Raw genomic sequence first — 18,066 nt, 5'->3', positions numbered from 1 at the left:
AGCATGAAGATCTCTCCGGCCGTCAGCTCGATGCTCTCCGGCGCCTCTTCGACAGTGAGTATCTGGCCGGTCACGGCGCGTGGGAGCCTGACCGTCCCTACGGCTACTCGCCCGCAGATGTGCATGTGATGCTCATTCGCTATTCCCACCTGCTCGGGCACGTCGGATACCAGCGCCGTTCGATCGCGGTGGGCGACCGTGACGTCTGTGTCGCAGGAACCGGGGGAGTACTCGTCCATCCCGAGCGGCGAAGCGCGGGCGTCGGCCGGCGCGTGATGTCGCGTGCGCAGGAGGCGATGATCGGAGATCGACGCATCGAGTTCGGTTATCTCGGATGCCGAGAAGAAGTCGTTCCGTTCTACGAGAGCACGGGCTGGTCCCGCGTGCACGCCGAGGAGCGACATGTCTCGATGCGCGATCCTCGCGAGTCGTCGGTGTCGACCGATGGTCCGATCATGGTCTTCGCCGCCTCAGGAGCCGAGTGGCCGGCGGGAGACATCGATCTTCGGGGCACACCGTGGTGAGCGGTGACACGCGGATCCCGGCCGGGGGAGCGCTCGCGCACGGGGCCGGCACACTGCTTTCGATCTGAGGGCCCCAGCGCTCCTCGAAGCCTGCTTCAGCGGGCGGGCACGTCTCCGAACGTTCCGTCGACGTAACTCACGCCTGTTTCTCCCGTCGCACCGAGGATGAACTCGAGGGGATAGCCCTCGATGTCTGCGTCGGCCAACTCGGGACCTCTGAGACGGACGGCAATTTCTTGCTGTTGCGGGGGAGTGAGGTGCGAGACGTACAGCACGGGCCACTGAGCCCCGCTCGTCATCCCTTCCAGCAGCACCTCGGCATCGGGGTATGCCTCAGCCACCGAGATGATCTCGTGAATCGCGTGGGCCGAGGTGCGTGCGGGCACGTGAACGATCCGGAGGCGGTCGTCCACGGACTGCAGCGTATAGGTCGCGCCATTCTCGAACGCCCCCTGAGACAGGGTGTCGAACACATCTACGAACTGTTCGACGCGCTGCACCGTGACGCGGCCCCAGCCGTCTTCGACGACGATGCCGACGGCTCCGGGGACTTCGGCCGCATCGAGCATGCCTCCCACGGAGGAAGCAACGTCGGCGGACGCCACGGCGCTCAGATCGATCTGCCAGGCAAAGGGGGCAGCCACCTCGGGGTCGAGGACGATCGCGTGTGATGAGCGTGCCTCCAGCCAAACCGGGCCGTCGAATGCAGCGGTCGCCTGATCGAGCGTGCCCGCGAACGCGACGACATCCTCGGAGGTGTCTGCGTCGATGACCACCAGCGCCGAGTCCGAGTGGCGATCGCACGAGATGACGAAGTCGGCAGCGCACACGCTGTCGAAAGAGCTGGCAGACGCCGTCCCGCAGGCAGAGAGCGTTGCGCTCACCGCCAGGATCGCCAGGGAGGAGATGGCAGATCGCGCGGGACGTCGCATCCACCGATTCTGGCAGACGGAGTACGGAGCGCAGGCGGAGGAGTCCGCTCTTCCCTACTTACTGACATAATGTGCATTATCGGCGTTCGATCTGCCTGAGTCGATCGGGGCTGTGGATAGGCTCGGGCTGTGAATGGAAACAACATCGAGATCGACTGGGAAGCCGCCCGCGGTGCCAACCTGCAGAATTGGGACGACCGAGTGCCACTGCACGAGGCCGCCTACGGCCTGGATGCTTTTGACGACCCGAACCACATCAGCGATGTCGTGCACGACGATCTGCCGGTGCTCAGCCGATTCTTGCCCGGTGCGAGCCTCGAAGGTCTCGATCTCTGCCATCTGCAGTGCCACATCGGCACCGACACGATCTCTCTGGCTCGCTCCGGCGCGATCGTCACCGGCGTGGATTTCTCGGCGCCGGCCCTGCGCGTCGCTGCCGAGCTGGCAGCGCGGGTGCAGGTTGCAGCGACGTGGGTGGAAACGGACGTTCTCGAAGCTCGCAAGGCAGTGTCCGGTGACTTCGACGTCGTGTATACGAGCATAGGCACGATCTGCTGGCTGAAGGATCTCGATCTCTGGGCGGCGCAGATCGTCGCCCTGCTGCGGCCGGGCGGGACGTTCTTCATCCGCGACGGCCATCCGGCGATGCTTGCGCTCGACGAAGACGCGCAGGGTCTTGTGACTCGCTACCCGTACTTCGGAGACGGTCGCGCACAGCAATGGGATGACGAGTCGACCTATGCGGGAGACGGCACCGTCGCGCATTCGAGGACCTACGAGTGGCCGCATCCGCTGTCCGAGATCCTCGGAGCACTGCTTCGCGCAGGTCTGCGTCTCGTCCACATCGAGGAAGGACGAACACTCCCCTGGCCCTTCAGCCCCCGGATGGTCGAGGTTCCGCGTGGATACGCCTGGCCGGAGAACGAGCGGGACCTCATCCCCTGCACCTACACCATCATCGCCCGGAAAGACGCGACCTGACGTCGCTTGACCGGACCTCGATCTACGCTCCTACGTAGGCCGCGAGGTGCTCTCCCGTCACCGTCGACTTCTCGGCGACGAGCTCGGCCGGAGGACCCTCGAACACCACTCGCCCCCCGTCATGCCCGGCTCCGGGTCCGATGTCGATGATCCAGTCGGCGTGAGCCATCACGGCCTGGTGATGCTCGATCACGATGACGGTCTTCCCGGATTCCACAAGGCGGTCGAGGAGCCCGAGAATGTTCTGCACGTCTGCCAGGTGCAGCCCGGTCGTGGGCTCGTCGAGAACGTAGGTGTCGCCCTTCTCCCCCATCTGGATGGCGAGCTTGATGCGCTGCCGCTCGCCCCCGGAAAGAGTCGACAACGGCTGACCGAGCGAAAGGTAGCCGAGTCCGACGTCTTCGAGGCGTCCGAGGATCGCAGCCGCTGCGGGCAGCTTCGCCGCGCCCTCGGAGAAGAACTGTCGGGCCTCGGAAACCGGAAGGTCCAGCACCTCGGTGATGTCCTTGCCGGCGAGCTTGTACACGAGGACAGCGGCCTGGAAGCGCTTACCGCCGCAATCCTCGCAGGGGGTCTCGATCGTGTCCATGAACCCGAGCTCCGTGATGATCACACCGGCGCCCTTGCACGTCGGACATGCCCCCTCCGAGTTCGCACTGAACAGTGCGGGCTTGACGCCGTTCGCTTTCGCGAAGGCCTTGCGGATCGGCTCGAGGAGCCCGGTGTACGTGGCCGGGTTGCTGCGACGGGACCCCTTTATCGCCCCCTGATCGATCGCGACCACCCCGTCGAGCTTCGACACCGACCCGTGGATCAGCGAGCTCTTGCCCGAGCCCGCGACTCCGGTCACGACGGTGAGCACTCCGGTGGGGATGTCGACATCGACGTCCTGGAGATTATTGGCCTTGGCACCGCGCACCTCGATGGCGCCGTTGCTCGTGCGCACCGTGGCCTTCAGTGCTGCTCGGTCGTCGAGATGCGCACCGGTGCGCGTGCCGCTGGCCTTCAGTCCTTCGACCGTCCCCTCGAAGCAGATCTCACCACCCGCGCTGCCGGCCCCAGGACCGAGGTCGACGACGTGGTCACCGATCGCGATGGTCTCGGGCTTGTGCTCGACGACGAGCACCGTGTTGCCCTTGTCTCGGAGACGCAGCAGCAGCGAGTTCATCCGCTGGATGTCGTGCGGGTGCAGCCCGATCGTGGGCTCGTCGAAGACGTAGGTGACATCCGTCAGAGACGATCCGAGGTGGCGCAGCATCTTGATGCGCTGTGCTTCTCCTCCCGAGAGCGTGCCCGATGGTCGCTCCAGGCTCAGGTACCCGAGTCCGAGCGTCACGAAGGCGTCCAGGTTCGCCTTCAAAGCGTCCAGCAGAGGGCCGGCTCCCGGCAGCTCCAGGCCGCGCACCCACGCGGCGAGGTCGGTGACCTGCATCCGACACGCGTCCGCGATGCTGATGCCGTCTATCTTCGATGACCGAGCCCCTTCGGTCAGCCGGGTGCCGTCGCACTCCGGACAGGTCGCGAACGTCGCGACCCGTTCGACGAAGGCGCGGACGTGCGGCTGCAGAGCATCCAGGTCCTTCGACAGCATCGACTTGGTGATCTTGGGGATCAGCCCCTCGTACGTCATGTTGATGCCCGAGATCTTGACCTTGGTCACCTCTCCGTAGAGGAAGAGATGACGCTGCTTCTCCGTGAAAGACGAGACGGGCTTGTCTGCCGGGTAGAAGCCTGAGGCCGAGAAGCCCTTCACCATCCAGCCGTCAGCCGTATAGCCGGGCACCATGATCGCCCCCTCGTCGAGGGACTTCGACTCGTCGACGATCTGGCTGAGGTCGAGGTCGGAGACTGCTCCCCTGCCCTCGCACCGAGGGCACATCCCGCCGAGATAGATCGCATCTTTGACGATCTTCTTCTCGCCGCCTGGTCCTGTCATGACACCGCTGGCTCGCTGCGTGGGGATGTTGAACGAGAACGCGGTGGGTCCGCCGATGTACGGCTGACCGAGCTTGCTGAACAGGATGCGCAGCATCGCGTTCGCATCCGTGACGGTTCCCACCGTCGACCGGGGGTTCGCGCCCAGCCGCTCCTGGTCGACGATGATCGAGGTCGTGAGCCCCTCGAGCACGTCGACATCGGGTCGCGGGACCGAGGGCATGAAGCCCTGCACGAACGCACTGTACGTCTCATCGATCATGCGTCTGGATTCGGCCGCGATCGTGTCGAAGACCAGCGAGCTCTTGCCCGAGCCCGACACTCCGGTGAACACCGTCAGGCGACGCTTCGGGATGTCGACGCTAACATCTTTGAGGTTGTTCTCCCTGGCGCCTTGAACGCGGATCAGATCGTGGCCGTCGGCGACGTGGGTCATGATGGTCCTCGAGGGTAACGGCCGCTCAGACGGCCTGGTTGATTCGGAGAAGGTTGCCCGCCGGGTCGCGGAACGCGCAGTCGCGGACCCCATACGGCTGGTCCATCGGCTCTTGCACCACATCTGCTCCCTGACCGGCGAGGCGGTCGAAGAGTCCGTCGAGATCATCGCTGGCCAGCGTGAGTGCTCCGTAGCTGCCTTTCGCGATGAGCTCCAGGATGGTCTGCCGTTCAGCGTCGGTGATCCCGGGGTCGGTTGCAGGCGGATGCAGGACGATCGACGTCTCCGGCTGACCGACGGGTCCGACCGTGAGCCACCGGAGTCCGTCGTAGCCGACGTCGTTCCGCACCTCGAATCCGAGGGCATCGCGGTAGAAGCCGAGGGCGGCGTCGGCGTCGGTGTGCGGGAGGAATGCGTAGTGGATGCTGATGTTCATGGGTTCAGGTTAGGTGGGTGTCGGTACGCGGTGCTTCTCGATTCCTGATCGGTCTCACCACGTGCTTCGCCTGGAAGGTCGGGATGCCGTCGATGTTCGCGGCGCGTTCACGGTACACCCGAGGTGGGACACCGACGAGCTCGGTGAATCGTGTGCTGAAAGTGCCGAGCGACGAGCATCCCACTTCGAAGCAGACCTCCGTCACCGTCAGGTCGCCGCGGCGCAGCAGAGCCATGGCCCGCTCGATCCGACGAGTCATCAGATAGGAGTACGGCGACTCCCCATAGGTCTCGCGGAACGTCCGGCTCAGATGCCCGGCGGACATGTGCACACCCCGTGCGAGCGATTCGACATCCAGAGGTCGCGCATACTCGCGGTCGATGCGATCCCGCACTCCGCGCATGACGACCAACTCGCGCAGGCGGGCATCGGGGTCTGAGTTCACCTGTAGATAGTGCCATGTCCCGGCGGGTCGCAGCATGTCCCTGCGAGTCGTCGGCGCGGGGTAGCCTCCCGCTGCTGCCGACATGGCGCTACTCTGTCAGCATCCCTCACAGGGATTTCTCAGAAAGGTTCCCCACCCATGTCTGATTCGATCGCCTCAGAAGCGAAGTCACTGTTCAAGTCCATCCGCATCACGCTCGCCGTGTCCGGCGTCATCGCGCTCATCGCCGGCATCGTGCTGCTCGTCTGGCCCGGGAAATCCGCCGTCATCGTGACCGGGATCGTCGCCACCTATCTCGTCATCGCCGGTCTCGTCTACATCGGGCTCGGGATCTTCTCGCACAAGAAGGGCGGCTGGGCACGTGTCGGTCACATCGTGCTCGGCCTGCTGTACATCGTCGCGGGCGTCATCGCGTTCGCCAACCTCGGCGCCGCGGCCGCGACTCTCGCGCTCGTCGTGGTGATCTTCATCGGCATCAGCTGGATCGTCGACGGCGTCGTCTCACTCACCCTGCTCGGCCAGGACGGCTCGCGCGTGTGGACGCTGCTGTATGCGCTGCTGAGTATCATCGCGGGTATCGTCGTTCTCTTCTCGCCCCTGTACGCAGCGGCCGTGCTGTGGCTCGTGTTCGGCTTCTCGCTCGTCGCGCTGGGCATCGTGCAGATCGTCCGTGCGATCACGTTGGGCAAGGATTCGAAGCGATTCGTCTCCGGCGTGCAGTCGGGTACCGCCGTCTGACCTCCGGATGCACGAAGGCTCCCCGTCCGAACAGACGGGGAGCCTTCGTGCATCCGGCTCATTCAGCCGTGAAACCGCTCACGTCGCCCACCAGACGGGTGTTGTCGGCCGGCACCGGATCGACGGCGGCGCGAGCAACCTCCGCCGCGAACTCCGAGACGTTGTAGAGCTTGCCCGCGGACTCACGCCGCTCGGCGATCGCGCCCGGGTTGGCGCGCTCGAGCAAGGTCGCGGTGATCGTTCCCTCGATCATGTCGCCGGAGACGACCGTGAAGCCGATCCCCTGCTGGGCGAGAGCAGGAATGCGCTCGCGCAGCGCGTCTTCGCCGGCGCGCTTCGAGAGTGCGACGGGCTCGTACTCCGGCATCGTCGGGGTCGTGCGGATGAAGTGCGCCTGGTGACTGGTGACGAAGACGACACGCGCTCCGTCGGACAGCAGCGGGGTCGCCGCCTCGAGCACGTTCACCTGAGCATCACGGTTCAGCGTCAGCGCGTAGTCCTCCGCCATACCGGATTCCATGCCACCGGAGGCGTTGAGCACGAGAACGTCGAGGCGTCCGAACTCCGACTTCACGGCGCCGAACATCTCGGCGACGGATGCGGGGTCGGTGAGGTCCGCGGCGACGACGAGCACCCGGCGGCCCAGCTCGCGCAGCTGCGTGGCGAGCTTCTCGGCACGGGGAGCCTTGTTGCGGTAGTTGATGACGACGTCGGCGCCTGCCTCTGCCAAGTACGTCACCGTGTCGGCGCCGATGCCTCGAGACGATCCGGTGACAAGAGCGACCTTGCCGTCGAGGGAACCTGCGGGAAGAACGTCGGTCACGGTGACTCCTCAAGTGCGTGAAATGCCGCGATCGCACGGCGCTTCCACACTACCAAGCGGTCGATGCGTACCCGGGATGAGCGATCGGCTGCGTGATAGGTTGACCGCAAAGGAGGCCGCATGGACACTTTCGCGACGTTCATCGAGTTCATCGACCAATGGGCATGGGTCGGGTGGCTGGTCCTGATCGCACTCTTCCTCGTGATCGAGATGCTGACTCTGGACTTCACCTTCCTGATGCTCAGCTTCGGCAGCGCAGTCGGACTCGTGACGGACTTCATCGGCATCCCCGTGTGGGTCCAGGTCCTCATCGCCGCGGCCGCCGCCGCGCTCTTCATCCTCTTCCTCCGGCCCCCTCTCATCAGGCGCCTCCATCGTGGAGAAGACCCGACGAAGTCCAATGTCGAAGCCCTCGTCGGGCTCCGCGGCACGGCGCTGCAAGACATCACGCAGATCTCCGGGCAGGTGAAGCTGAGCAACGGCGACACCTGGACGGCTCGCATCGCCGGCCCCATGCCGATCCCACAGGGCTCACCGATCGCCGTCGTCGCGATCAGCGGAGCCACCGCCACAGTCCGCCCCGTCAACGACTAGGAGCAACCCATGGACGACACTTCGTTCATTCCCGCAGCCATCGGCTGGATCCTCGTCATCGCGATCATCATCTTCGTGGTGGTCACGCTGGCGCGCTCGATCCGGATCATCCCTCAGGCCACGGCCGGTGTCGTCGAGCGTCTCGGCCGGTACCACAAGACGCTGACGCCCGGACTCAACATCCTGGTGCCCTTCATCGACAGGTTGCGCCCGCTGATCGACATGCGTGAACAGGTCGTGTCGTTCCCTCCCCAGCCCGTGATCACGGAGGACAACCTCGTCGTCTCCATCGACACGGTGGTCTACTTCCAGGTGACGGACGCGCGCGCGGCGACCTATGAGATCGCGAACTACCTCGGCGCGGTCGAGCAGCTCACCACGACGACACTGAGGAACGTCGTCGGTGGCCTCAACCTCGAGGAAGCCCTCACCAGCCGCGACAACATCAACGGGCAGCTTCGCGTGGTGCTCGACGAGGCGACGGGCAAGTGGGGCATTCGCGTGGGCCGCGTCGAGCTCAAGGCGATCGATCCGCCCGTCTCGATCCAGGACTCGATGGAGAAGCAGATGCGAGCGGAGCGGGACCGGCGCGCCGCGATCCTCACCGCCGAGGGATCGAAGCAGTCGCAGATCCTCGAGGCCGAGGGGCGCAGGCAGGCGGAGATCCTGCGTGCGGAAGGCGACAAGCAGGCGGCAGTGCTTCGCGCGCAGGGCGAAGCCGAGGCCATCCAGAACGTCTTCACCGCGATCCATCAGGGCCAGCCCGACGACAAGCTCCTCGCCTACCAGTACCTGCAGATGCTCCCGAAGATCAGCGAGAGCTCGTCGAGCAAGCTCTGGATCATCCCGAGCGAGCTCACCGAAGCGCTGAAGGGAATCGGATCGGCGTTCACGCCCAAGCCCGGTCAGCCTCCCACGGGCATTCCGGGCGCGTGACGCACCCGTACTTCGAGAAGACGGCGCGCCCGAGAGTCTTCGCCCACCGTGGGCTCATCACCGCGGCGGGCGAGGAATCCGGAGTGTGGGAGAACTCGGCAGCGGCCTTCGCCGCCGCCCACGCGGCCGGCGCTGAGTACATCGAGACGGATTGTCGCGCGACGGCAGACGGCGATGTCGTACTCTTCCATGACGCGACGCTGAGTCGACTCTACGGCGATGAACGACCCATCGACCAGGTGTCGACCCGTGAGCTCGCAGCGATCCTCGCAGACCACGGCGGACTTCTCAGCGTCGCCGACGCGATCGACGCATTCCCGCGGACACGGTTCAACATCGATGTGAAGTCTGCGGATGCCGCCGTCCCGCTCGGTCCGATCCTCGCCGATCACACTCATCGGGTGCTGGTGACGAGCTTCACCGACGCCCATCGCCGAGCGACGGTCGCGGCGACCCTCCGGGCGGGCGCCGACATCCCTCCCGCGACGTCCGGCGGCAGCCGCACCATCGCGGCCCTCCGCGCGCTGTCTTCCGCGCGTCTGCCGACCGCTCGGACACTGCGCGGCATCGACGCGCTGCAGATTCCCGAACGACACGGCCGTGTGCGGGTGTTGACCCGCGCCCTCGTGGACGCGGCACATCGTCACGGCACCGAAGTCCACGTGTGGACCGTGAACGAGGTCGATGAGATGCGCCGACTGGTCGCACTCGGTGTGGACGGCGTGGTCACAGACCGCGCGGACCTCGCTCTCGACGCCCTGCAGGATTGACGCACGGCGCGCCGTACATACGCTCCCGCGCTGGGATTCCGCTGTGAATAGCGCGCAGAACTCCGCCGTGTGGATGAAGCGCACAGGCTGGAGCGTTATACCTGACAGCGACGAGAGGACCACACAATGGCAGATCGCAGCCTGCGCGGCATCCGACTCGGCGCCCAGAGCCTACAGAGCGAAGAGGGCGTCGTTTTCATGGAGCGCCGTGAAACCACCTACACCTGTGACACCTGCGGCCACGTCACGAACCTGATGTTCGCGGCTGACGCGGAGCCGCCGCAGACCTGGGAGTGCCGTGCCTGCGGCGCAGACGCTCGACTGAACGTCGACGGACAGGCCGTGACGCTCGATGCGAGTGACGAGAAGGCAGCACGTACCCATTGGGACATGCTCATGGAACGTCGTACCCGCGCTGAGCTCGAGGAGCTCCTCGAAGAGCGACTCGCCTTCATCCGCGCCCGCCGCGGAGCCGGCGAAGACCCGACCCGCGAGAAGATCGGCGCCTGACTACCGGAGCCGACGGGCGCGCCACCACCCGAACACGAGCGCGCCGAGTCCGCCCCAGAGCAGCACCTGTTGCACCCACGACCCCAGCACGACACCCGCGGTGAGGCCGGTGCGCAGCTCGACATCCTCGAGCAGCGCGCCGGCCTCTCCTGCGTCGAGGCTCGAGACGGTCGAGCCGTCCGACCGGATGATCTGGCTGGTGCCGACGGTCGAGACGTTCACGACGCTGCGCCCGGTCTCGATGGCACGCATGCGCGCGAACGCGAGCTGCTGCACATTCTCATCGGTCCCGCGGAAGTCCGCGTTGTTCGTCTGGAAGACCAGCACCTGCGCTCCGTCCTGGATCCCCGCACGGACGACATCGTCATAGATCACGTCGAAGCAGATCGCCAGCCCCACAGTCACGCCGTCGACATCCATGACCGGGGCATTCGTGCCCGGCGTGTAGTCGCGTTGCAGCAGCCCGATGAGGTCGGGCGCCAGCGCGTTGAAGAATGCCCGGTCGGGCACGTACTCGCCGAACGGCACAGGATGCCGCTTGTCGTGGATCTGGTCAGCGGTACCCTGCTCGGTCCACAGCATCGAGGTGTTGTAGAACTGCCCGTTCCGTTCGGTCGCCGCATTCGCGAGCAGCGGTGCGCCGATGCGCGACGAGACGAGTGTCATGCGGCGCGCAAGGGCCTCCGACTGGAAGGGGTCATAGTCGAGCGACCCTTCGGGCCAGACCAGCAGATCGATGTCCTCACCCACCAGAGGCGCCGTCGCGGCGGTCTGCGCCTGCACCACCGAATAGGGTTCGCGTTCGTCGAAATACCCCGTGGGCCCGTTCCCCTGTACTGCGGCGATGCGCATCGTCCCGTCGGGAGTCGTCGGGAACAGCGGTGTGAGCAGGAGCACGACGGCCACGAGCGCCGGTGCGACGAATGCGACCGGGCGTCTCCATGAACCCGTCCGGAGGATCTCAATGAGCAGGGCGACGAAGAAGACCATCAGGAAGCTGAGTCCCGCAACTCCGATCCACGATGTCACATGTGCCAACGGGCTCTGCGCCTGACTCATGCCGAGCCGCGCCCACGGGAAGCCACCGTACGGCCACGCACCCACGAAGGTCTCACGCGCGACCCACAGCGCCGCCACCACCGCTGGGAGCACCAGGAGGCGCCCCCAGCGGCCCGGTACGGCCGCGGGGAGCCACCGGTAAGCAAGCGCGATCGGGATCAGCGCCACGGCAGTCAGGACCCCCTCCAGGACGCTCAGCGCCGCCCAGGGAACCGGTCCGAGGTATCTCGATGTCCACGAGACCAGGAGGCCGAAGAACAGTACCCCGTAGACCGCACCGACCAGCAGCGCTCCCCCGGCCCGCCGCCCGATCAGGCTGACGAGCAGCGCCGCGGTGGCGGGAAAGGCGAGGGCCCAGACCGCAGCCTCAGGGTACGAGACATCCATGAGTAGCGCGGACAGCGCCGCGGTGAGCACGGCCGCCCAGAGAGGAAGAAGCGGGCGCTGGCGCGCTCGGGAATCAGCCATCGGTCCTGTTTCTCACATGGACGAGTACGCCACGATGCCGCGACGCACTCCGTCGAGCGCTGCCCGTGCGTTTCGCGCGAGCGCTGCATCCTCAGCGACGATCGAGAGCTGATCCAGAAGGTCGATCGTCTGCTTGGTCCATCGCACGAAGTCTCCGGCGGCCATGTCGGCGTCAATCAGAACCCGGTCGAGCGACGCTCCACGAGCCCAGGAATGCATCGCTCCGGCAAGTCCCGCCGCCAGCGGTTCCGACCCCGGGAGATGGTGGTCTTTCTCGAGATCATCCAGCTCGGCCCAGAGCGTGGTCGTCTTCTCGTAGGCGGTGCGGAAGGCTCCGCGCGGCAGGCCTCGCTCCCCCGAATTCGCCTCGTCGCGTCGCGGCTCATACACGAGACAGCACGCCATCGCCGCAAGCGATGGCGCGTCCAGGCCTTTCCAGAGCCCTTGCCGGAGCGACTCCGCGACAAGAAGGTCTCGCTCGCCGTAGATCCTGCGCATCGTGCGCCCGGCAGGGGTGAGCGACATCTCGGTGCCGTCGCGCTCAAGATAATCGAGTGTCTCGAGTACTTCGACCACCCGGTCGAACACCCGAGCGACTGTACCCGTCCGGTTCTCGATTTGTCGACGGATCCGGTCCGTCTGACGCTTCAGCTTCCAGTACCGTTCTGCCCATCGTGCATGCGCTTCGCGGTCGGGACAGCGGTGGCAGCCATGACGCTGCATCCTGGTCCGAAGGGTCTGCACCTGCTTCATCCGCTTGTCACGCGCTGCACGCGGTGCATTCGAGTCCTGGCGGTTCTTCTTCTCGAGATCGCTCAGCTCACGCCGAATCGTGGCGTACTCCATGAAGTCGCCGTGATCGCAGACCATCGATGCCTGATACCCCTCGAGCGAGGCCTCTGCTTCACGGACCTGACGCGCCAGGCCGACCACGGAACGGTCTGCCTGGAACTGGGCGAACGACGACTCGAGCACTTCTCGCGCCCGGGGCTTGCCGAACAGATCGATCAGATTCACCGCCATGTTGTACGTCGGCCGGAAGCTGGAGTTGAGCGGATACGTCCGCCGCGATGCGAGGGCGGCGACCGACTGCGGGTCCATCCCCTCGGTCCACTGCACCACGGCGTGGCCCTCGACATCGATGCCTCGGCGACCCGCACGGCCGGTGAGCTGGGTGTATTCGCCGGAGGTGATCGCGACCCTCGCCTCGCCGTTGAACTTCTCCATCTTCTCGAGGACCACTGTGCGCGCCGGCATGTTGATCCCGAGAGCCAGCGTCTCGGTCGCGAACACGACCTTGACCAGCTTGCGTCGATAGAGCTCTTCCACGACCTCCTTGAACGCCGGCAGCAGCCCGGCGTGGTGCGCGGCGACGCCGCGCTCGAGATTGTCGAGCCACTCCCAGTAGCCGAGAACGCCGAGATCCTCGTCCTGCAGCGTCCGGGTGTGCTCCTCGACGAAGGCCCGGATCTCCTCCCGCTCCTCGCTCGACGTGAGCCGGAGGCCTGATCGGCGAACCTGCTGCACGGCAGCGTCGCACCCGACACGACTGAAGATGAAGAAGATCGCCGGCAGCAGGTTCGCCCGCTCGAGCAGTTGGATCACATCAGGACGATCGAGTCGCTCGATGCGGCGCACGTTCGATGACCGCACCGGACGCCGTCCGCCCCGAGGGGGTCTCTGGGCCTGCCTGCCGGCATGCCGATTGCTGCGGTACGCCTGCGCCTCGCGATTGCTGTCGTAGGAGGAGCCGGTGAAGGAGCGGATGCGCATGAGCTCCTGGTTCACCTTCGCCGTCGCGAGCCCCGCACGGTCGTCGAACAGAGGGAGCAGGTCATCGCGCACGAGAACATGCTGCTCGAGCGGTACCGGGCGGATCTCCGAGACGATGACCTCGGTATCGCCACGCACCGTGTCGAGCCAGTCGCCGAACTCCTCCGCGTTCGAGACGGTCGCACTCAACGACACGAGCCGCACATGCTGCGGCAGGTGGATGATGACTTCTTCCCACACCGCGCCTCGGAAGCGGTCGGCGAGGTAGTGGACCTCGTCCATGACGACGAAGCGGAGATCTTTCAGAGCCGCGGAATCGGCGTAGATCATATTGCGCAGAACCTCGGTCGTCATGACGACGATCCGGGCGTTGCCGTTGATGTTCGTGTCGCCCGTGAGGAGACCGACCTGATCGGCGCCGTAGACCTCCACCAGCTCGCGGAACTTCTGGTTGGAGAGAGCCTTCATCGGCGTGGTGTAGAACGCCTTGTCACGCGGAGTCTGCATCGCCAGATGAATCGCGAACTCGCCCACGATGGTCTTGCCCGCTCCGGTGGGCGCCGCCACAAGAACGCTCTGACCGTCTTCGAGGGCGTGGCATCCCTCCACCTGGAACGGGTCGAGTTCGAAGCGCTGCCTCGCCGAGAAGGACACGGTCTCGGGATGACCGGCCGCCTGACGCGCGGCCGCGTACCTCTCTGATGGGGAAGTCATGCGTCGCTGGGGACGACACCCGCGGCAGCGTCCATCTTGCGTTTGCGACGGTCGAAGAGCATCGAGACGAGAGTGGCCGCGAAATACAGGACGATCATCGCCCCCATCAGAAGCAGCATCGAGAAGACGTCGGCGGGTGGGGTGGTGATGGCGGCGAAGAGCGTGCACACCAGGATCGCGACCCGCCAGCCCTTGAGGATCTCCTTGCCGGAGACGACGCCCGCGAGGTTCAGTGCGACGAGGAACACCGGGAGCACGAAGGCGATACCCACGACGATGAGGAACTTGAAGACGAAGTCGTAGTACGCCGAGTAGTCGAAGAACTGCGCCATGCCCTGCGGCACGAAGCCCGCCATGATCTCGATCACGTGTGGAAGCACGAAGAACGCAACGGTGCACCCCCCGAAGAACAGCGGGATCGCGGCTCCGAGGAAGCCCCACGTGTACTGGGTCTCTTTCTTGGTGAGACCGGGCATGATGAACGCCCACACCTGCCAGAGCCACACCGGAGCCGAGATGAGCAGCCCGATGGCGAACGCGATCCGCATGCGCAGGTCGAACCCGCTCGTCACCGTGGTGAAGTTGAGGCCGACGTACTCTTTACCCTGCTGCTCCGCGATCGTGCGGATGGGGATCGAGAGCAGCTCGATGATCGGTTCCGTGACGATGAACGCGATGACCATCCCCACGACCAGGGCCGCCGCCGCGATCACGAGTCGCTTGCGGAGTTCGATCAGATGCGAGCCGAGCGACATCCGCTTGTCGCGGCCCGGCGCCTGTGGATCGGCGGATTCCAGAGCCGACACGGACTAAGCGGATCGAGGAGGCTGACCCGGATCGGAGTCGCGAGCGGTCACCGTCGGCTCCGGAGCGACCGACTGCTGCGTAGATGCAGAGTCCTTGTTCGCCTCGTCCGATGCGTCGTCGTTCTTCATAGCCTTCATCTCGCCCTTGAAGACCCGGGCGGACTGACCGAGGCTCTTCGCCAGCGCCGGCAGCTTCGCCGCGCCGAAAAGCAGCAGGATGACGGCGAGGATGATCAGCAGATGTGGCCAACCGAAAGCGCCCATGATTCTCCTTCGTCGTTTTCTAGAGTCTAACCGGCGTCGCCCTTGTCCGGGTCACGATAGAGGGCGAGTCCCGCTGCTGCCCACTCGCGAGCGGCGCTGCGGGCGACGACGGGTTCGATCACTTCGAGGGCGCAACCGAAACGACCTGCGAAACGCTTGATGCCTCGAGGATCCGCCAGCCGCAGTCTCGCGGTCACGACGCCGCTCTCGACCTCGACGTTGTCGGCGGTGAGAAAGTCGCCCAGGAGCGGTGCGACCCTTTCTGGAAGTCGGACGCGCACCTCACCCTCATCGTCCACCGAGGAGAAGGCTTCGGGCACCTGATCCCCGGCGTGAGTGATCGGGATCTCGGTCAGTCGCGCATCGCTCACACGGTCGAGATGGAACGTGCGCATCGCCTCGCGCATGTGGCACCAGCCCTGCAGATACCACTGGGCATTCGTGATGAGGATCTGCACCGGGTCGACCGTGCGCGTCATCGGCTGGGCGTCCGGCGCCTGATAGGTGAACGAGACCGCGACGCCCTCCTGCACGGCGCGCGACACGACCTGCCTGACCTCGTCGACCGCGCTCGGCGCCACCACGACCTCGGCCGGAGCATCCGCCGCGCCGCGGGAGAGCTTGGAGATCAGACCGCTCACGAGGCCCGCGTCCGACACTGCGGGTAGCGCCGCGACCATCTGCAGTCCCGCGAGAAGAGCGGCCGCCTCGCGAGCGGTGAAGCGCGGGACTCTGCGCAGCGCGACATCGTTCGTGATCTCGATGATGTCCTGCTGGTCGAGAAGATCCCAGTTGATGTCGAAGAGCTCCTGCGGCTGCTGCCAGAAGCCGGCATCACCGGGCAGGCCGATGACGGTGAGCTTCTCGACCATCTGACGCATCTCGTTCGGTGTCACCCCGAACTCCTCGGCCGCCTCGGCGAGCGATACCTGTCCGAGCTCCAGCAGATAGGGCACGAGCGTCAGGTACACCCGCACACGATCCGACGCCAGGAGCGGCTTCGACTTCGCGCTCATCGGCCCTCCTCCTGATCCGAGTTCGCCGCGACCACGGCGGTGAGTCGAGCGATCACGGCATCGCGTAGGGCAGCCGGCTCGACGACGCGGACCTCGGGGCCGTATGAGGCCAACTCGTCCGCGAGGATGTGCAGGTCGACGAACGGCACATGGATCCCTTGTGCTGCGGGCGTGGCTCGTCGTCCGAGCCTCAACGCGGCCTCCGTGCCAGGCGTGACCTCGATGAGCGCTGCGTTCTGGGCCGCCACGCGCTCCAGCCCGGACAGCGCTCGCTCCCCCGCCCCGTCTCGCAGGTGCGGATCGAATGCGGTCGAGGTGATGCGCACGTCTCCGACGATGCGGCTCAGCAGGAACATCCTGTCGGCGTCGATGTCGACGTCGACGCCGTACACGTGCCAGCGGGCTTCGTAGTCCACGAGTGCCAGCGGCCGGACGGTGCGCCGCCGCGGCGATTCCTCGCCGGGCTTCAGGTAGTCGAATCCGACCACCCGGCACTTCTCGATCGCGTCCTGGAGGGGTGGGAAGGCGACATCGCGTGCGGTGATCCGCGGGGCGAATCCGATGATGGGTTCGTCGCCGTCGATGCCGAGAGCGCGGATCTTTCGGACCCCTGCTTTCGCATCGACCGACGCCGATTCCGTGCTCCACACGCTGCCGGCCAGCTGCAGGACCGCGAGCTCGGCGGCGGTGAACTCGATGTCGCCGGGAAGATCGTATTCCGCCTGGGGAATACGATACCGAGCCTCGCGGAGATCGTTCGGGTCTGCGGGATCGCCGATCGTCTCGACCGGCACTCCGAGAGTGCGGAGCTCGTCCTTGTCGCGCTCGAACATCTTCTCCAGAGCATCCGACCGCGCCCCGGCATCCGCGCGCTGACGGTACCCCGAGACGTTGTCGAGGATCTGCTGCTTGGTCAACCCGATCTCCGTGGCCATCAGCGCCACGACGAGATTCGTCAGGCGCTCCTCCGCGGGAATACGGGCCGCCATCACTGCTCCGGAACGGGAACGATCCCCAGGATGTCGACGACGATCGCCGTCGCAGACGCGCCCTCGGCCCCGGGCGCGACGACGAGAAGCTGCGAGCCGACAGTCGCACCGACCAGCTCCTTCGCCGCCAGACCGATGTTCGGCTCCGCGCCCCACGTGCTCGTTGCGACGGTCTTGTCGTCCCAGCCGACAGCCATGATGTTCGTGACGACGACCGACTCCTTCTCGACCTCGGCGCCGTCACCCTTGATCAGAGTCTGCGTCACGGTGTCCTTCGGAGCAGCGCTGTCGGGGATGATGATCCCGGGCGTGCCGTCAGGTGCGCGCACCACCGTGGGCAGGCCGCGCGCGTCGTTGAACTGCGACGCGCCTTCTGCCTTCGCCAGATGCACTTCGAGCACGTCGACGACTGCGACGACGTTCTCGCCGTCCTCGAGTCCGAACGCCTGCACGTTGCTGTCGCCGAAGTCCTCGGGTGTGAGAATCGCGACCGTCCTCGTGCCGCCGGTCGCGCACTCGAGCACCGACTCGAGTCCCGGAGAACGCTGCGCCCAGTAGGCGATGTTGTGCACACGACTCAGATCGCCGTTGTACTCCGATTCGAAGAGCTTGTCGCCGCTCTCTCCGCCGTAGAACGAGATGTCGATCACCATCGGCTGCACATCCGACGTGAGCGTCTCACCGTCGCCGACGGTCACATCCGAGAACTCCGTGGTGTCCGACTTGACGGGACTGAACACGGTCACCTCGGGCTTCTCACCGAGCTCTCCATCGACGGTCACCGAGTCAGCGACGGCCGAAGAGCCGGCGCGATCGCAAGCCGCTCCGGCGTACGAAGGCGCGGCTGAGCACCCTGTCAGAGCGAGGGCGGCGAGGCTGAGAGTGGCCAGAACGGCGGACGTTTTACGCACGCGCTC

20 protein-coding genes are annotated in these 18,066 nt (G+C 65.8%); 8 read left to right on the top strand and 12 right to left on the bottom strand.

Annotation, left to right across the window (positions count from 1 at the left end):
- Window positions 1–62 precede the first annotated feature (62 nt).
- Complete coding sequence (locus tag AC3WS6_RS10690) at window positions 63–524, top strand: GNAT family N-acetyltransferase (protein WP_492501484.1); 462 nt, start codon at window positions 63–65, stop codon at window positions 522–524.
- A gap of 95 nt (window positions 525–619) precedes the next feature.
- On the opposite strand, the gene AC3WS6_RS10685 is transcribed toward AC3WS6_RS10690, so the two are convergent.
- Window positions 620–1,300 carry a hypothetical protein gene (locus tag AC3WS6_RS10685; protein ID WP_492500995.1) on the bottom strand — a complete coding sequence of 227 codons (681 nt, stop codon included), beginning with the start codon at window positions 1,298–1,300 and terminating at the stop codon, window positions 620–622.
- On the opposite strand from AC3WS6_RS10685, the gene AC3WS6_RS10680 reads away from it, so the two are divergent.
- Both AC3WS6_RS10680 and AC3WS6_RS10675 read left to right on the top strand, forming a co-directional pair.
- Window positions 1,293–1,526, top strand: coding sequence for a hypothetical protein (locus AC3WS6_RS10680; protein WP_492500994.1), 234 nt, complete (start codon window positions 1,293–1,295; stop codon window positions 1,524–1,526). The two genes, AC3WS6_RS10685 and AC3WS6_RS10680, sit on opposite strands and share 8 nt — an antisense overlap.
- A gap of 59 nt (window positions 1,527–1,585) precedes the next feature.
- Entirely contained in the window at window positions 1,586–2,437 is an 852-nt protein-coding gene (locus tag AC3WS6_RS10675; protein ID WP_492500993.1) for a class I SAM-dependent methyltransferase, read from the top strand.
- A gap of 22 nt (window positions 2,438–2,459) precedes the next feature.
- Here the strand turns inward: AC3WS6_RS10675 and AC3WS6_RS10670 are convergent, their stop codons facing one another.
- From AC3WS6_RS10670 to AC3WS6_RS10660, 3 genes are read right to left on the bottom strand one after another with little or no spacing between them, the layout of a single operon-like run.
- Window positions 2,460–4,808 carry an ATP-binding cassette domain-containing protein gene (locus AC3WS6_RS10670; protein ID WP_492500992.1) on the bottom strand — a complete coding sequence of 783 codons (2,349 nt, stop codon included), beginning with the start codon at window positions 4,806–4,808 and terminating at the stop codon, window positions 2,460–2,462.
- 25 nt (window positions 4,809–4,833) lie between these two features.
- Window positions 4,834–5,244: a VOC family protein gene (locus tag AC3WS6_RS10665; RefSeq protein WP_492500991.1), complete on the bottom strand. Its 411-nt coding sequence runs from the start codon at window positions 5,242–5,244 to the stop codon at window positions 4,834–4,836.
- A 4-nt stretch (window positions 5,245–5,248) separates the two neighbouring features.
- Window positions 5,249–5,725 carry a helix-turn-helix transcriptional regulator gene (locus AC3WS6_RS10660; protein WP_492501483.1) on the bottom strand — a complete coding sequence of 159 codons (477 nt, stop codon included), beginning with the start codon at window positions 5,723–5,725 and terminating at the stop codon, window positions 5,249–5,251.
- A gap of 102 nt (window positions 5,726–5,827) precedes the next feature.
- On the opposite strand from AC3WS6_RS10660, the gene AC3WS6_RS10655 reads away from it, so the two are divergent.
- On the top strand, window positions 5,828–6,427 hold the full coding sequence (locus AC3WS6_RS10655) for an HdeD family acid-resistance protein (RefSeq protein WP_492500990.1): 600 nt from the start codon (window positions 5,828–5,830) through the stop codon (window positions 6,425–6,427).
- A 58-nt stretch (window positions 6,428–6,485) separates the two neighbouring features.
- Here AC3WS6_RS10655 and AC3WS6_RS10650 read toward each other — a convergent pair whose 3' ends face one another.
- Entirely contained in the window at window positions 6,486–7,250 is a 765-nt protein-coding gene (locus tag AC3WS6_RS10650) for an SDR family oxidoreductase (protein ID WP_492500989.1), read from the bottom strand.
- A 120-nt stretch (window positions 7,251–7,370) separates the two neighbouring features.
- Between AC3WS6_RS10650 and AC3WS6_RS10645 the strand changes: the two genes are divergently transcribed.
- The 4 genes from AC3WS6_RS10645 (at window position 7,371) to AC3WS6_RS10630 (ending at window position 10,060) form a co-directional block, all read left to right on the top strand.
- Window positions 7,371–7,844: an NfeD family protein gene (locus AC3WS6_RS10645; protein ID WP_492500988.1), complete on the top strand. Its 474-nt coding sequence runs from the start codon at window positions 7,371–7,373 to the stop codon at window positions 7,842–7,844.
- A gap of 9 nt (window positions 7,845–7,853) precedes the next feature.
- Entirely contained in the window at window positions 7,854–8,780 is a 927-nt protein-coding gene (locus AC3WS6_RS10640) for an SPFH domain-containing protein (protein WP_492500987.1), read from the top strand.
- Complete coding sequence (locus tag AC3WS6_RS10635; protein ID WP_492500986.1) at window positions 8,777–9,550, top strand: glycerophosphodiester phosphodiesterase family protein; 774 nt, start codon at window positions 8,777–8,779, stop codon at window positions 9,548–9,550. Before AC3WS6_RS10640 ends, AC3WS6_RS10635 begins: the two co-directional genes overlap by 4 nt.
- A gap of 126 nt (window positions 9,551–9,676) precedes the next feature.
- Complete coding sequence (locus AC3WS6_RS10630; RefSeq protein ID WP_201469727.1) at window positions 9,677–10,060, top strand: RNA polymerase-binding protein RbpA; 384 nt, start codon at window positions 9,677–9,679, stop codon at window positions 10,058–10,060.
- Here the strand turns inward: AC3WS6_RS10630 and lnt are convergent, their stop codons facing one another.
- From lnt to AC3WS6_RS10595, 7 genes are read right to left on the bottom strand one after another with little or no spacing between them, the layout of a single operon-like run.
- Entirely contained in the window at window positions 10,061–11,587 is a 1,527-nt protein-coding gene (lnt, locus tag AC3WS6_RS10625; RefSeq protein ID WP_492500985.1) for an apolipoprotein N-acyltransferase, read from the bottom strand.
- A 12-nt stretch (window positions 11,588–11,599) separates the two neighbouring features.
- Window positions 11,600–14,074, bottom strand: coding sequence for a DEAD/DEAH box helicase (locus AC3WS6_RS10620; RefSeq protein ID WP_492500984.1), 2,475 nt, complete (start codon window positions 14,072–14,074; stop codon window positions 11,600–11,602).
- Window positions 14,071–14,829 carry a twin-arginine translocase subunit TatC gene (gene tatC, locus AC3WS6_RS10615; RefSeq protein WP_492501482.1) on the bottom strand — a complete coding sequence of 253 codons (759 nt, stop codon included), beginning with the start codon at window positions 14,827–14,829 and terminating at the stop codon, window positions 14,071–14,073. The genes AC3WS6_RS10620 and tatC overlap by 4 nt, the downstream gene beginning before the upstream one ends.
- Before the next feature lie 54 nt (window positions 14,830–14,883).
- Window positions 14,884–15,144, bottom strand: coding sequence for a Sec-independent protein translocase subunit TatA (gene tatA, locus AC3WS6_RS10610; protein WP_492500983.1), 261 nt, complete (start codon window positions 15,142–15,144; stop codon window positions 14,884–14,886).
- Window positions 15,145–15,170: 26 nt separating this feature from the next.
- A complete protein-coding gene (locus AC3WS6_RS10605) occupies window positions 15,171–16,160 on the bottom strand; it encodes a helix-turn-helix transcriptional regulator (RefSeq protein WP_492500982.1) in 990 nt (329 codons plus the stop codon).
- On the bottom strand, window positions 16,157–17,149 hold the full coding sequence (locus AC3WS6_RS10600) for a helix-turn-helix transcriptional regulator (RefSeq protein ID WP_492500981.1): 993 nt from the start codon (window positions 17,147–17,149) through the stop codon (window positions 16,157–16,159). The genes AC3WS6_RS10605 and AC3WS6_RS10600 overlap by 4 nt, the downstream gene beginning before the upstream one ends.
- Window positions 17,149–18,060 (bottom strand): hypothetical protein, encoded by a 912-nt coding sequence (locus AC3WS6_RS10595; RefSeq protein WP_492500980.1) that lies wholly within the window; start codon window positions 18,058–18,060, stop codon window positions 17,149–17,151. The genes AC3WS6_RS10600 and AC3WS6_RS10595 overlap by 1 nt, the downstream gene beginning before the upstream one ends.
- Between the last annotated feature and the right edge of the window lie 6 nt (window positions 18,061–18,066).

This window comes from Microbacterium sp. EB106-03-03-XG65 (genome assembly GCF_058791955.1).
The sequence above is the reverse complement of the archived record's forward strand: the minus strand, read 5'-3'. Positions and strand labels throughout refer to the sequence as shown.